9 protein-coding genes are annotated in these 14,534 nt (G+C 62.5%); all 9 read left to right on the top strand.

The features are described 5' to 3' along the window. The 9 genes from tssA to ACM2ZB_RS12780 all read left to right on the top strand — a co-directional run bounded on the left by tssA (position 1) and on the right by ACM2ZB_RS12780 (position 14,518). A complete protein-coding gene (tssA, locus tag ACM2ZB_RS12820; RefSeq protein WP_416055715.1) occupies positions 1-1,437 on the top strand; it encodes a type VI secretion system protein TssA in 1,437 nt (478 codons plus the stop codon). 25 nt (positions 1,438-1,462) lie between these two features. Further along, the gene (gene tssM / locus ACM2ZB_RS12815) at positions 1,463-5,197 is read left to right on the top strand and encodes a type VI secretion system membrane subunit TssM (protein WP_416055714.1); all 3,735 of its coding nucleotides are present in this window, start codon (positions 1,463-1,465) and stop codon (positions 5,195-5,197) included. A gap of 190 nt (positions 5,198-5,387) precedes the next feature. Further along, the gene (locus ACM2ZB_RS12810) at positions 5,388-5,906 is read left to right on the top strand and encodes an Hcp family type VI secretion system effector (RefSeq protein ID WP_197620343.1); all 519 of its coding nucleotides are present in this window, start codon (positions 5,388-5,390) and stop codon (positions 5,904-5,906) included. Between the two features lie 76 nt (positions 5,907-5,982). Beyond that, on the top strand, positions 5,983-6,240 hold the full coding sequence (locus ACM2ZB_RS12805; RefSeq protein WP_416055713.1) for a PAAR domain-containing protein: 258 nt from the start codon (positions 5,983-5,985) through the stop codon (positions 6,238-6,240). A gap of 29 nt (positions 6,241-6,269) precedes the next feature. Next, on the top strand, positions 6,270-8,771 hold the full coding sequence (locus tag ACM2ZB_RS12800) for a type VI secretion system Vgr family protein (RefSeq protein ID WP_416055712.1): 2,502 nt from the start codon (positions 6,270-6,272) through the stop codon (positions 8,769-8,771). Then, positions 8,752-10,947 (top strand): DUF3274 domain-containing protein, encoded by a 2,196-nt coding sequence (locus ACM2ZB_RS12795; protein ID WP_416055711.1) that lies wholly within the window; start codon positions 8,752-8,754, stop codon positions 10,945-10,947. The genes ACM2ZB_RS12800 and ACM2ZB_RS12795 overlap by 20 nt, the downstream gene beginning before the upstream one ends. Before the next feature lie 218 nt (positions 10,948-11,165). Beyond that, positions 11,166-12,491, top strand: coding sequence for a DUF2875 family protein (locus ACM2ZB_RS12790; protein WP_416055710.1), 1,326 nt, complete (start codon positions 11,166-11,168; stop codon positions 12,489-12,491). 81 nt (positions 12,492-12,572) lie between these two features. Then, complete coding sequence (locus tag ACM2ZB_RS12785; RefSeq protein WP_416055709.1) at positions 12,573-12,980, top strand: DUF3274 domain-containing protein; 408 nt, start codon at positions 12,573-12,575, stop codon at positions 12,978-12,980. Further along, complete coding sequence (locus ACM2ZB_RS12780) at positions 12,977-14,518, top strand: DUF2875 family protein (RefSeq protein WP_416055708.1); 1,542 nt, start codon at positions 12,977-12,979, stop codon at positions 14,516-14,518. Before ACM2ZB_RS12785 ends, ACM2ZB_RS12780 begins: the two co-directional genes overlap by 4 nt. The last annotated feature ends 16 nt before the right edge of the window (positions 14,519-14,534 follow it).

The raw sequence follows: 14,534 nt of genomic DNA, 5'->3' as shown, positions 1-14,534 counted from the left end.
ATGGATGATGTCATTGAGTCCCTGCTGGCTCCCATCTCCGGTGCGTCACCGGCCGGCGTATTTGATGCCGAGGATGAGTTGTACCTCGCCATCGATCTGGAGATGGTAAAGCTCGGAGGGCTCCATGCGGCGACGTTGGACTGGCCGTTCGTCGAGTCCAGTGCGATTCACTACCTGCAGGCGCGCTGCAAGCACTTCCGTATCCTTGGTCATCTGATGAGTGCCTGGCTCAGACATCAGCAATGGCAGGGGTGGATCCGGTCCATCCAGTTGCTGGCGGGAATGACCGAGCTGCACTGGACATCAGTATTTCCCCAACCTGGACCGGCCGGACTGTCAGCCAGGAAGAGACTCTATACAGCGCTGGGACAGCGCCTGCTGCAGTCCCTGAAGCATCTTCAGCTGGACAGCCACACCGGCGCAGGCGCAATCCAGGCCACGGAGGCCGTGGCTGCGCTGCAGCGGGCCGAGCACCACCACACAATCGGCGCATCGGTGGCCGAACTGCTGTTGCCTGCACTTGAGCGGGCGATTGAGCATGCCGAGCGCGCACCCTTCCAGCCGCCACGGCCGACGCGCTCGGCCTCGCCGCAGCCTGTGCGTGATGCGCTGGGGAAAGAGTTCTTCTCGGCTTCACGCGAGCTTCCACTTGGCAGCGAGCGGGAGATTCGTGCCGCGTGCCTGAAGCTGGCTGACCACATCAATCAGCAGGATGGCTTTGATCCCACGGGATACCTGTTGAGGCGCCGCGCGCTCTGGGCCGGAATCCACGGGACGCCGCCGGCCAGGGCGGACGGTCGCACAGAGATGATGAATGTGCCGGCCGACATCTCTATCGAGTACCAGGATGCGCTGATGGGTGGCCCGTGCAGTCCTGCCCTGCTGATGCGCATCGAGCGTAGCGTAGCGTCTTGCCCTTATTGGCTGCGGGGTAGTTTCCTCTCAGCCTCCATCGCGCAGCGGCTTGATATGCCCATGGTGGCTGTCGTCATCCGGTCTGCCGTCGGACGCTTCGCGCAGCGACTACCAATGCTGCGCGATCTTCTCTTCAGCGACGGAAGCCCTTTCATCGATGCAGAGACGCTGGGATGGATCAGCGGCGACGACGATAGTGATCGGTGTGGAGTGGCCGGCAAGGCCGTGACGCTCGCACGCATGCATGCCGAGCTTCTGGATCAGCAGCAGGATGGACAGAGCATGGAATCGATTCTGCTGGGCCTGCAGGCACGGCAGCGCGGGCAGAAGACCCTGAGAGAGCGTGCCTACAGCAGTGCGGCGGCGGCAGATCTGTTCCATACACGGGGATTGGCATCGCTTGCACAGGATCTGTACGCCGGTGTCGCGCAGACCATGTCCAGTCATGCCGCAAATGAATGGGAACCCGACCTCTTCAGTCATGTCACGGCACGAAGTGGAAGAAGCGAGGCGGGTCAATGAACGGAAAGCTGCAGGAGCAAGTGCTATGTCGTTGAAACTGAGCTGGCTCGGCCGGGCAGGTACCCTTGCGCGGAGGATAGGGGTATGGGGCGCGCGCGTGTGGCTACCTGTCGCTCTCTTCGCTATCGTCGCGCTGCTGGTGAGTCTGTGGTGGCTGGGGCCTGGTTGGACGTGGAAGGGGCAAGCTCCATTGGCTCCCTTGCCTATGCGTCTTGCGTTGAGTCTGGTCCTGGTCGTGGTGCCAGTCACCATCTGGGGCGCTGTCATGCGTTTCCGCTATCACAGGCTACGGGATGAGCAGCTGCGTCAGCTCGCTTCACAACAGGACCCACTGCAGGCAGCTGAAGACGCCCAGCAGCGGTCTCTTGATGGGTCCCTTCAGCTGCTGCGACGCAATCTGCGGCGTCGGAACTATCTCTATGCGTTGCCGTGGTACGTGGTTATCGGTCAGGAAGGCTCGGGCAAGACCAGCTTCATCAACCGTAGCAGCCAGAGTTTCTCGCTGAGCGGCGTCGAGCGGGCCGCTGCCGAGCGTTCCACTGCCGATTCACCAGCACTGGCCATTGATTGGTGGATCAGCAACGACGCCGTGGTAATCGACCCGGCCGGTGAGCTGATTTGCCAGAAACAATACCGGTCGGTGGGGGGGCAGCCAGGGCCCGACTGCGTCGCAAAGCAGGAACGGGTTCATGCCTTCATGCAGGAACATCCGGACGCCGCACCGCGCTTGTGGCGACACTTTGTTGCCTGGCTTGGAAAGAATCGGCCAAGACGGCCCCTCAACGGGGCGATCCTGATGGTCGACCTGTCCTTGCTGCTGGTGCAGCAGCCCAGCGACCGCAAAGCGCTGGCCCTGCTGATACGCAGTCGCCTGCGCGGACTGATGGAGGAACTGGGTACCCGTCTTCCCGTCTACATCGTGCTCAGCAAGTTCGACATGGTCCGCGGCTTTGACACCTTCTTTGCGGGGCTGCCGAGTGAGGTGCGGGAGGCCAGCCTGGGTTTTACCTGCACGCTGAGCTCCGTCGACGATTTCGATGCTTGGCTTCAGGAGTTGAGCCAGCAGTATGACAGTTTCGTCGAGCGCCTGAACGAGCAGGTCTTCGACGCCATGGCCGAACGATCGACCGAGGGGGAGCGTGAGGATCTGTATGTCTTCTCCCGGCAGGTGTCAGGTTTGAAGCCCTTGCTGTTCATGTTCCTGTCGGAAATTCTTGAAAGCGACCGCTATTCGACGCCGGCACTGGTTCGCGGAATGTACTTTGCTTCCGTCTTCCAGCAGGGTATCCCCGCCAACGCTTTGGGAAATGCCGTTGGACGGACATACGGCCTGCCTTTGCCAGCTGGGCGCGCCTTGCCGCCGGGAAAGGCAAGCAGCTATTTCACGCACCGGCTGTTCCAGAAGATGATCTATCCCGAAGCTGGACTCGCCGGGGACAACATCCGCGTTCTGGAAAGGAAGAGGCGAGCCCTTTGGATCAACGCAGCCTGCGCGCTGCTGGTCACTCTGGGGGCTGTGGGGGGCTGGCATTACCAGTTCCAGCAGAACCGGCAGAAGGTCCATGCAGTGCTGGACAAGAGTCGGTCCTTCAATGCCACTGGCATCGAGAGAGGCCAGGACACGTCCGGACGCAACCTGCTTCCCGCGCTTGACCAGATCCGGGATGCGGTTTCGGTGTACGAGGACTATCGGACGTCATGGCCGCACGTGGCTGGCCTCGGTCTATACCAGGGTCACGACATCGGCCCCAAGGTCGATGCGGCCTACATGCAGTTGCTGGGCCAGCAATTCCTGCCGCAACTGGCCGAGGGCGTTGTTGCCGGGTTGGACGATGCTCCTCCAGGCAGCGACCGCAGCCTTGCGGCGCTGCGTGTCTACCGGATGATCGAGGACCGCGCCAACCGCAAGCCTGAGTACGTCGAATCGTGGATGGCGGGTACGTGGCAGCAAGCCTTTCCCGGTGACGCAGAGACCCAGAACCGTTTGATGAGCCATCTGCGCTACGCGTTGACCTACGTGGATGCACGCCTGCCGTCGCAACCGCGTGGCGTGAAGGAACTGCAGGCTGAGCTGCGGCAGATTCCGCTTCCACATCGGGTGTACGCGGGCATGAAGCGTGAAGCGCTGGATACGCTGACGGCATCGCTGGATCTTCGGGCGGAGATCGGGCCGGTAGCGGATGTCCTCTACAAACCACCTACGGCGGAGCAGGCGCGAAGCGAATCGCACTCCCATATCAATCCGCTACTGACAGCTGAGGGATTCCACGGTTACTTCCTGCGACGGACCAAGGCGGTGGAAGCGCTGGCACTCACCGATCAGTGGACGCTCGGCTATCGCGCGCAGTCGCAATATTCGGAGGAGGATCGCAGGCGCCTGGCGGCGCAGATACGTGAACTGTATGCAGATGACTACATCGCCAACTGGCGCAGAGGCCTGAACAGCCTGAAGGTCAATGACTTCCAGGATCTGGACCATGGCGTGCTGGTACTGGAGCAGGTTATTGGACCGACCCAGCCACTGCGCAGGCTCATTGAATCAGTGGCCCGGAACTCGCACCTTGATGCCCGGCCGGGGGCGCTGGATACAGGCGCTGAACGTGCGGCCGCCGCAGCGGAAGATGCTCCGACGGTCCGGCGTATCGAGCGTGAATTCTCCGCACTGGCGCAACTACTCGGTGCGAAAGAGGGGCAGATGGAGAGTATCGCCGACATCCAGCGGGAGATCAGCGTCCTGCATGACTACATGAGGGGCATCCAGATCAGCACCAACCGGGGCGAGGCAGCACTGGACGCGTTGAGCGGCCGGACCCGTCGTGAGGGTGTCGACCCGATCTTCCTGGTCAGGCAGATGGCTACAGGCCTGCCCGAGCCCCTCAACCGGCACGTAGCAACATTGGCGGACGAAAGCGAGCGGACACTTGCGCTGGAAGCCGTGCTGGAGTTGGAAAGGCGCTGGGAGGAGGACGTGCATGGCTTCTATCGGCAACGGCTGGCAGGACGCTACCCACTGGAACCTGCCAGCACACAGAACATCAATCTGGATGACTTCGAGGCATTCTTTGGACCAAAGGGGCGCCTGCAGGGGTTCCAGGACAGCTACCTGACGCCCCTGCTGTCCCGCAACAGCGCAGCGCTGGCCACGGCATCGGCTGGAGAGGCTCTGATCACGCCTGAACTTGGACCGCAGATCGAACAGGCACAGCGCATCCGTCAAGCGTTCTTCAATGAGCGCGGTGGGTTGGGCGTCCAGTTCAATGTACAGCCCCTGGCACTGTCGGCGACCCATCTCAACAGCGTGCTGAATGTCGATGGACAGCTGATCTCCTATGCGCATGGCCCACGAACCGTGACAGGTCTGATCTGGCCCAACGCGCTGCGCGATGGTGTGGAGAGCCGGTTGACCCTGGTGGGGCCGGCGGGGCAGACGCGCGTGATGCGACACCAAGGTCCCTGGGCCTTGTTCCGCCTGCTGAGCCAGGCCCAGTTGAACGGCAGCACGCTCAGCAGCGTGGATCTGAGCTTCAGTGCGGGAACGGGCGCGGTGCGCTATCGCATCACATCGGACAGGACAGGAAACCCGTTCACGCAGCAGGTATTCAACGAGTTCAACCTGCCGCGCTCATTGCGCCCGAAGATGCTGTCCGCCACGACGCCACGTGCACCGTTGCAGGGGGAGGGGGAGGGGGAGGGGGCGCAAGTTATTGCACAGCCTGCGCAATTGGATGCACAGAAAACTCCTTCCAATCGCGAGGGTTGAGTTCGCGTGCGCATCTACTTGCGCACGCAACGCCCCAGTTGCGCGCCGCGCGGTCTCCATTTTCTCCGAAACCGTTGTGGCGCATGGGCTGAAGAAGTTGGCACGGAACTTGGTATGCACTGCGAGCCATGTTGGCCCCCGCCGGAGGGAACCCGGCACTTCGTTTCGACAACAGAGAGGATGTTCCGTAATGCCAACTCCCGCCTATATCTCCATGCAGGGCAAGACCCAGGGCAACATTACCCAGGGGGCATTCACCGCTGACTCGGTCGGCAACGTGTTCGTGGAAGGCCACGAGGATGAGGTCCTTGTCCAGCAGATCAGCCATGTGGTGACCGTGCCGACGGACCCCCAGTCCGGTCAGCCCGCAGGCCAGCGTGTGCATCGTCCGTTGAAATTCACCTGCGCGCTGAACAAGGCGGTGCCGCTGATGTACAACGCGCTGGCCTCTGGCGAGATGCTGCCGACGGTGGAGCTGAAGTGGTTCCGGACATCCATCGATGGACGTCAGGAGCACTTCTTCAGCACCCTGCTGGAGGACGCCACGATCGTGGATATCAACACGCAGCTTCCGCACGCACAGGATCCGGAAAAGTCCGACTTTACCCAGCTGATCGAGGTCAGTCTGGCGTATCGGAAGATCACCTGGGAACACACCGTCGCTGGCACTTCGGGCTCCGACGACTGGCGCGCACCACTGGAATCCTGACCCCGGTTGCAACGGACGGGCGTGCAGACAACGCGCCCGCTTCGTTCATTTCCTTCATCCACATGCAGAGCGACGCATGGCATCCATCATTCTGGTCGGTCATCGGTACGACTGCCCGCTCCATGGCGCGACCGAGGTGGTATCCGGCGCGTCCGGCTTCTCAGTGCAGGGGCGCTCTGTGGCGTGCGTGGGTGATCGGATGGCCTGCGGCGCCGTCATCGTCAGTGGCAGCCAACAAGTGAGTTGTGGTGGGGCGCAGGTGGCCTGGGTTGGCGACAGCACCGACCACGGTGGAACCCTCAGTGAGGGCGCCAATGCCGTGACCCATGGCTGATGAGGCCTGCAGGACCTGGAGAATGAGCAGTGGCCATACAATCCGACATCCGATTTGACTTCGCTCTCGCCAACGGCCCTGCCTTTGACGTCGTCTCGTTCACGTTGGTCGAGGCACTCAGCGCACCGTTCCGCCTTGAGGTTGAACTGTCCACGGCCGAGGCATCACTGGACCTCGGGCTGCTGTTGGGCGAGGTCGTTCGTTTCACACTCTGCCGCGGCGGTGATGCCATCCGTTGCGTGGACGGCATCGTCACCGGGATCGAGCAGGGTGAAAGTGGCTTCCGACGCACGCGCTATCGCGCGATCGTCGAGCCCGCCGTGCATCGGTTGGCATTGAGGCGCAACAGCCGCATCTTTCAGCGCCGCAGCATTCCGGAGATTCTCAAGATTGTTCTGGATGAGCAGGGCATTCTGGCCGAGTTTGCCGCAGCCCATCCGCACCCGCTGCGTGAGTACTGCGTGCAGCATCGCGAGTCGGACTTCGATTTCATGCAGCGCGTGGCGGCTGAAGAGGGCTTTGTTTTCTACTTTGACCCGGGTGAGCAGTCCGAGCTGAGGCTGATCGACACCACACTGGCCTGCCCCGAACTGCCGGGACGAGGATCACGCCCAGGTACGGTGATGTACCACGCCATGCCCGGTGGCGATGTCGGCGAGCCTGGACTATGGCGATTCACCCACCAGCGACGGATGGCCAGCACGCGGGCCACCCTGCGTGACTACACCTTCCGCCTGCCCAACCGGGATCTCCAGCACGGGGCTGGCGCCCGCGATGGCATCGGCGAGTTCGAGCACTATGATGCGCCGGGCCGCTACAAGGCCGACGCGACTGGCAGGGCGTGCACACGGACGCGGCTGGCGGCGCTGCGCTCGGGCACCGACCAGGCCAGCATCCAGGGCGACGATGCGCGCCTGTGGCCGGGCCTGGCGTTCGAGCTGAACGGCCACCCGTCACCAGGGCTGAACCGCGATTGGCGAGTGGTGGCGCTGGTCCATCGGGGGGAGCAGTCCAGTGCGCAGGAGGAAGAAAGCGCTTCCGCTGAACAAGGCAGCAGCTATCGGTATGAAGGTACGGTGGTTCCTGCCGATGTCGACTGGCAAGCGCCGCTGCGCGTCCCTCCCGTGATGGATGGGCCGCAGATCGCCCACGTGGTCGGGCCGGAGGGAGAGCAGATCTATACCGACGAATTTGGTCGGGTGATGGTGTGGTTCCCATGGGATCGCGAGGGACCGAAACAGGACAGCACCTGTTGGATACGGGTCAGCCAGACATGGGCCGGTCCCGGGTATGGCGCCATGCAGATTCCACGGGTGGGGCATGAGGTCATGGTCAGCTTCCTGGACGGGGACCCCGATCAACCGATCGTGACCGGCCGCAGCTACCACGCTGCCAATCCGCCGCCGTACGCGCTGCCGGCCTTGAAGACCCTGGTCACGCTCAAGAGCCAGGAGCACCACGGGCGTGGCCACAATGAACTGCTGCTCGACGACACTCATGGGGAGTTGAAGGCACAGCTGCGAAGTACCCACGCGGCAACCGCGCTCAACCTGGGCTACCTGACCCACCCGCGTGCCACCGACGGCACGGGCGAACCACGTGGTGAGGGTTTCGAGCTGCGCACCGATGCCAATGGCGCACTGCGTGCCGCTCACGGGCTGTTGCTTACCGCCTACGGGCGCAGTCAGGCCACAGGCAGCCAACTGGACCACCGCGAGCTGGTCGAATGCGTTCAGACATTGTCCGGCCTCCTGAAGTCGTTGGGTGACACCGCCGCAGCGCATCACGCGCTGCCTGACGTGGACGGACCGCGTGACGCCCTGGTTGCAGCCATTACACAGATGGGCGGCGGAGCCAACGATCGGAAGCGTGATGAGGCTGGTAGACCGGTAGTCGCCATCAATGCGCCGGACGGCATCGTCATGGCCACGCCGCAGACGATGCTGCTGGCGGCGTCCGAGCGTGTGGAGATTGCGTCCGAACGTGACCAGCGAATGGCGGCTGGCGGGGTACTGCATCGAACCGCCGGCAAGGGTGTCAGTGAGTTCGCCATCGACGGCGGCCTGAGCTACATCGCTCACCGTGACGACATACGCATCCAGGCGCAGCACGGCAATGTCGACCAGCAGGCCGAAAAGAACCTGCAGCTGCAGGCCGGTGAGCAGATCATCCTGTCGGCACAGAAGAAGATCGTGCTGGGATGCGGCCAGAGCGGGCTGGTTCTGCATGCCGATGGCCAACTGGAAGTATTTGGTTCGGCACTGAAGATCCACGCCGATGTAGAGATCGACGCCGCCGCACCGGCTGAAAGTGCTTTTGAAACGCTGGGTCAGATCGACACGTCCGGCCGTTTTGCACTGCGCCAGGCAGATGGCGAAACGCCGGCTGCCCAGCAGCGCTACCGGATGACGTTGGCCGACGGAAGCGTGCTGGAGGGAATCAGCGACGCCCTCGGCATGACCGAACTACTTGAGAAAGATGCCATGAGCATCGCACACCTGGAGGTACTCGATGACCCGTCCGACCACTGAGCGCTGCATCGCCACCGGCCGTGTGGTGACCCAACCGGCCGGCACCGTGCAGAAGGTGATCCTGCCGATGCCCAAGCCGGCCATCGTCATTCTCGTGCACGGGGTCAACGACGTGGGCGAGGCCTACGTGGAGCAGGAGACCGGCATCTGCCTGGGAATGAGTGAGCGCCTGGACCGTACCGGGCGCCAGGAATCGCTGTTGAGCGGTGCGTACTACCGGGTGCCGGACTGCGCTGATCGGGACGCGCCTGATCCGGACGCGGTGTACTTCCGGCGCTCGCACACCCAGGCGCGGTTCGCCCCCAAGGGCGTGGAAGCGCAGGAGCCACGCAGCGTGGTGATTCCGTTCTACTGGGGGTTCCGGGAGGAGGAGGGGATCAATCCCAGAACCGGCAAGCCGTGGATCGACAAGGAGCGGCCCCACGGCGAGTACCTCGACCGCCACGGCAACCGCCTGGACAAGGACAGCGCCAAGAACGGCGGGCCCTTCGCCAATGCCACCAGCTGCATTCCGGACATGTGGGCCGACGGCTTCTCTGGGCGCATCGCCAAGGTGCTGCCCAGCAACCCGGTTGGCGGCACCGCCACCCGGCCACTGCTGAAGGCGCGCTCGCGCCACTACATGGTGCTGGCGGCGCAGCGGCTGGCGATGCTGGTACGCATGATCCGCAGGAAGAACCCGGATGACACGATCAACGTGGTCGGGCACAGCCAAGGGTGCCTTGTGAGCCTGCTGGCCAATGCGTTCCTCAAGGACCGCGGTGATCGTCCCGTGGACACGCTGGTGATGAACCATCCGCCCTATGGTCTGGGCGAGCGCTTCCTGGACAAGCAGGAGGTAGGCGATGACCAGCAGACCGTCGAAGCGAGGCTGAAGACGCTGCAGTCCATCGTCGGCTTCATGACGGGTACCGCACATGCCTCGCCGGCGTTTTCCACACTGGCCGATGCGCCAAGGAACAAGGTCGTTGGTCGGGGGTGGGGGCCGCAGCAGGCACAGCGCGCTTCTGTAAGCCAAGGTAGCAGCGCGTTCAACGAGCGCGACAACCGCGGCAAGGTGTACCTGTACTTCTGTCCGGATGACCAGACCGTGGCCCTGCAGACCGTGCAGGGTATTGGCTGGGCGGGGGTGCCTGATCGAATTGCCACTGTTACCTCGGAATCACTGCAGGACTGGAAGGATCGCAGCAGGCATGAGCCCCGGCTCATGCAGAACGGCTTTGAACGGCATCTGCCCGCACTGGAGCTGCTGGGCGATCGCTTCAAGCAGCGCTGCTTCACCAAGCGCGTCCGCGATGGCCAAGGCCTGAAGATTGGGCTGCCGCCGCATGACTACATATTGGAACATCGGCACGAGTGGACCTGGACCGGCACCACGATGGGGGGCATGGATAAGCTCGGCCGCGGCGGCTTCAGCACGGGTCAGACGGTGCGTGTTACCGGCGAGGCACTGGCTCCACCGGTGACACCTCAACTGGGCGGTGACATGGACGCCATTTCACCGATCGATGCGTCCATCGCAATGACGCAGGACGAGGGGCGGCTGCTGCCCTGGGAGATGTTCCCGCGCCCGGTGCACAGCACCAGCACATATGGAGTGCGAAGCATTGGCTTGATTCCTGCTGAAGCAATACCTGACATCGATCGCGCATGGAATGAAGGCAAGGCAACGGTGGACAGGGCAAAAGTGGTGCATGCACGCCATCTAGGCGGCGGCCGGGTCGAGATCCGCAGGAAGGAGACCCCGGCAGAGGTCAAACGCCGCTGGATGGACACCACCGACAGCGAAGACAACCGCAAGTCGTTCCACTCGAGCATCGTGGCCAATGCGATGCACAGCCAGAAGGTCACCGCTTATGACCTTTCGATCGGGCAGGCCAGGACGATCGATGACCGGACGTACTATCTGTATCTGTGCCTGGTGGCGGATTGGAGGACGCCGTGGGATGAGGAGAGAAAAATAGCAATGACGAGCGATCGGGATGAGGTGCGAAAGGCTCTGGATCTATACGAGCAGCATGGTCACGATGATCCGCTTATCGCGCAGACCCTCCACTATCGCAAGACCGGCATCCTTCCCGAATGTGCGAGTTGCGAGTTACCCACTCTGGTTTGGACGCAGACGGCCGGTGATCGAAAGAGCTACCAGCCCGTGCGACAGGGCGCAGGCGCATGAGGAGGCCCTGTCTCCTGATACTGCTCTGTTTTCTTCTGCCAGCTTGCGAGCAGAAGAGTGCCCTGGAAAAGGCGTGGCCAGTAGACCCTGCCGCGTTTGAAGAGGCTGTGCGTCCGCCCCGTACCTATGACCCGGCCGTCCTACCCAACGATTTTCTGGGTCTGAATCAATCCTCCATATCCGGCGCACCAGCGCCGCCGCTACCGGATGCTCCTGCTATGAATAACGATCAGCGCATGCTCACTCTGGACGTCATCGGTGTCGGTCTGTCGGTAGAGATGTTCCGCCAGGGCGATGTGTGGCATGAGTTGAAGCAGGCGGACAGCTTCAGTGCAAATGTGATGCCGCCCAGAGACTCACCACGTTGGCGACATGCAAATGGCCCGGGAGTTCTGGGGAAAAGGCAAGCAGACACGCTGGAGTTGACCCTGAAATCAATGGTCGAGGCTTGGCCAATCCCTAGTGTGACAACAGTGGCTACTGACGCAAATGATTGGCTCAGAGGTATCCGATCAGAAAAGCGTTTGCGTGAGATGGACGAGAAGTTCATTGACAACACACGCATGCCCGCCGGTCTTCACTGGACCCAGATCAAGCAACTGGATGTCGTCTACAGCGATACCCCGGAAGATGTGATCGAAGCCATCTTCCGGACGTTCGAGCGTCACCCTGATATGCCGGCGCTCCTGGTGTATGCCCTCGGGCCAGACGGAAAATACGACGCCCCGCGCACGGCCAGCACCCCGTTGGCCACCTATGCGGCCATGGTGGTGGCCCGCCGCGAGCGGGTGGAATGGCTGCGGCCGTGGGCGCCGTATACCCAGATGGGCGAGGACACCATCTACCCAGGTTTCTGGAAATGGGCGCAGACGCCACCCAAGCCCTTCAAACCCACACCGTTCTTTCCCACGCCCTGGACGCGCGGTCACTTCAAACAATGGGACGAACTCCCCACGCTGGCCAAGCTGCATCGCCCGGTCGTCGCCCGCCTCACGGATGAGCAGGGTGCGCCTCTCAAGCGTCAGGCCCAGCACGAGGCGCTTGTAGAGGGCTGGAAACAGGCCGCCGGCGAAACCTACATCGACTCGGTGTTCCTTGACGCCGGCAAGGCCGGTACCGGCATTGCCACACTGTCGCCAGTGCTGCGCGAGCTCAAGGGCAACCCGGACCTGCTGGATCCAAAGGAAGGCATCGACCTGTACGCGCGGCTGGGCGAAACCGGTGCGGCTTCGCCGTTCGTGCAGTTGGTACTGGCCACGATGGCCGCTGCCGAGTCGAAGCGGGCCAGCATGGTGGTGCCCATGCGCCGGCCGGACCAGGTGACCATGATCCAGGTGAGCCCTTCGGACGATGAGATTCCGTCGTACCTGTTCAAGCCACGCTTGCTGCCGCAGACCTCGCAGGCTCCGGATGTGCCGGAACAGCAGCCTGCAGCGCCGCGCTACGTTGCGCCGACGTCGATGGACAAGGAAGCCGTTGCTGCGGACCGCAAGGCACTGGCTGAGCTGCTGCGCGATGGTGGCGGCACCATTGAGGGTATCTAAGGGATGTGTGAGCGCTGTTTCACCAAACGTATCCGCGATGGTCAAGGCCTGAAGTTTGGGTTGTCGCCGCATGGCTGCTGGATGGACACCACCGACAGCGAAGACAACCGCAAGTCGTTCCACTCGAGCATCGTGGCCAATGCGATGCACAGCCAGGAGGTGACCGCCTGTGACCTGTCGATCGGGCAGGCCAGGACGATCGATGACCGGACGTACTATCTGTATCTGTGCCTGGTGGCGGATTGGAGGACGCCCTGGGATGACGAAGACGAGATATCGCCGACATCAGACAGGGCTGAGATTTCCGCCGCAATGCTGGTTCACAATCGTGATTCACCAAACTATCCGCTAATCGCGCAGACGCATGTCTATCGACAGACTGGCATTCTCCCGGACTGCGCCAGGTGCGACCTGCCTACGCTAGTTTGGGCCCAGACCGCTGCCGATAGAAAGAGTTACCGGCCAGTGCGGCAGGGAAAAGGTGCATGAGGCGCGCCAATCTTCTAATGCTGTTCGCAACCCTCGCTCTAGGGTGCGAGAAGAAAAGTGCCCTGGAAGAGGCGTGGCCAGTAGACCCTGCCGCGTTTGCAGAGGCTGTGCGTCCGCCTCGTGCCTATGATCCCGCCGTCCTCCCCAACGATTTCCTGGGTCTGAATCAATCCCCCATATCCGGCGCACCAGCGCCGCCGCTACCGGATGCCCCTGCTATGGAAAACGATCAGCGCATGCTCACTTTGGACATCATCGGTGTCGGTCTATCGGTAGAGATGTTTCGACAAGGCGATGTGTGGCATGAGCTAAAGCAGGCGGAAAACTTCAGCGCCAATGCGATGCCAGCTCAAGAATCGCCACGTTGGCGGCACGCGAACGGCGCCGGGGTTCTGGGGAAGCGAAGAGCGGACACGCTGGAGCTCGCTTTGAAGAGTATGGTTGAGGCATGGCCAATACCAACTGCGACGGTAATCAGTACTACGGCCAATGATTGGCTGAGGGGTGTTTACTCGGACGCCGAGTTGAGGGAGAAGGATCTTGGCAGGTTGAATCGGATGCGTATGCCAGCCGGCCTCCACTGGACCCAGATCAAGCAACTGGATGTCATCTACAGCGACACGCCCGAAGACGTGATCGAAGCCATCTTCCGGACGTTCGAGCGCCACCCTGATATGCCGGCGATTCTGGTATACGCGTTCGGGCCAGACGGAAAATATGACGTCCCGCGCACGGCCAGCACCCCGCTGGCCACCTATGCGGCCATGGTGGTCGCCCGCCGCGAGCGGGTGGAATGGCTGCGGCCGTGGGCACCGTATACCGAAGTGAACGTCGATGAGTGGTGGCCGCAATTCAACGGATGGCAGGCAACCCCGCCGAAGCCTTTCAAACCCACACCGTTCTTTCCCACCCCTTGGACGCGCGCCCACTTCAAGCAATGGGACGCCCTACCCACGCTCGCCAAGTTGCATCGCCCGGTTGTCGCCCGCTTCACGGATGAGCAGGGTACGCCTCTCAAGCGTCAGGCCCAGCACGAGGCGCTTGTAGAGGGTTGGAAACAGGCCGCCGGCGAAACCTACATCAACTCGGTGTTCCTTGACACCGGCAAGGCCGGTACCGGCATCGCCACACTGTCACCGGTGCTGCGCGAGCTCAAGGGCAACCCGGACCTGCTGGATCCAAAGGAAGGCATCGACCTGTACGCGCGGCTGGGCGAAACCGGTGCGGCCTCGCCGTTCGTGCAACTGGTACTGGCCACGATGGCCGCTGCCGAGTCGAAGCGGGCCAGCATGGTGGTGCCCATGCGCCGGCCGGACCAGGTGACGATGATCCAGGTGAGTCCTTCGGACGATGAGATTCCGTCGTACCTGTTCAAGCCACGCTTGCTGCCGCAGACCTCGCAGGCGCCGGACGTTCCGCAGCAGCAACCTGTAGCGCCGCGCTACGTTGCGCCGATGTCGATGGACAAGGAAGCCGTTGCTGCCGACCGCAAGGCACTGGATGAGCTGTTGGCTGATAGCGGTCCCGAGGATATCTGAGCCACACCTGGAGGTA

The organism is Stenotrophomonas maltophilia, assembly GCF_047782825.1.
Classification (GTDB): Bacteria; Pseudomonadota; Gammaproteobacteria; order Xanthomonadales; family Xanthomonadaceae; genus Stenotrophomonas.
Note: the sequence above shows the minus strand (reverse complement) of the source record. Positions and strands in the feature narration are given on the sequence as shown.

Coding starts and splice junctions, on each gene's coding strand:
- tssA (WP_416055715.1), top strand. CDS start 1: ATGGATGATGTCATTGAGTCCCTGCTGGCTCCCATCTCCGGTGCGTCA.
- tssM (WP_416055714.1), top strand. CDS start 1,463: ATGTCGTTGAAACTGAGCTGGCTCGGCCGGGCAGGTACCCTTGCGCGG.
- ACM2ZB_RS12810 (WP_197620343.1), top strand. CDS start 5,388: ATGCCAACTCCCGCCTATATCTCCATGCAGGGCAAGACCCAGGGCAAC.
- ACM2ZB_RS12805 (WP_416055713.1), top strand. CDS start 5,983: ATGGCATCCATCATTCTGGTCGGTCATCGGTACGACTGCCCGCTCCAT.
- ACM2ZB_RS12795 (WP_416055711.1), top strand. CDS start 8,752: ATGACCCGTCCGACCACTGAGCGCTGCATCGCCACCGGCCGTGTGGTG.
- ACM2ZB_RS12790 (WP_416055710.1), top strand. CDS start 11,166: ATGAATAACGATCAGCGCATGCTCACTCTGGACGTCATCGGTGTCGGT.
- ACM2ZB_RS12785 (WP_416055709.1), top strand. CDS start 12,573: ATGGACACCACCGACAGCGAAGACAACCGCAAGTCGTTCCACTCGAGC.
- ACM2ZB_RS12780 (WP_416055708.1), top strand. CDS start 12,977: ATGAGGCGCGCCAATCTTCTAATGCTGTTCGCAACCCTCGCTCTAGGG.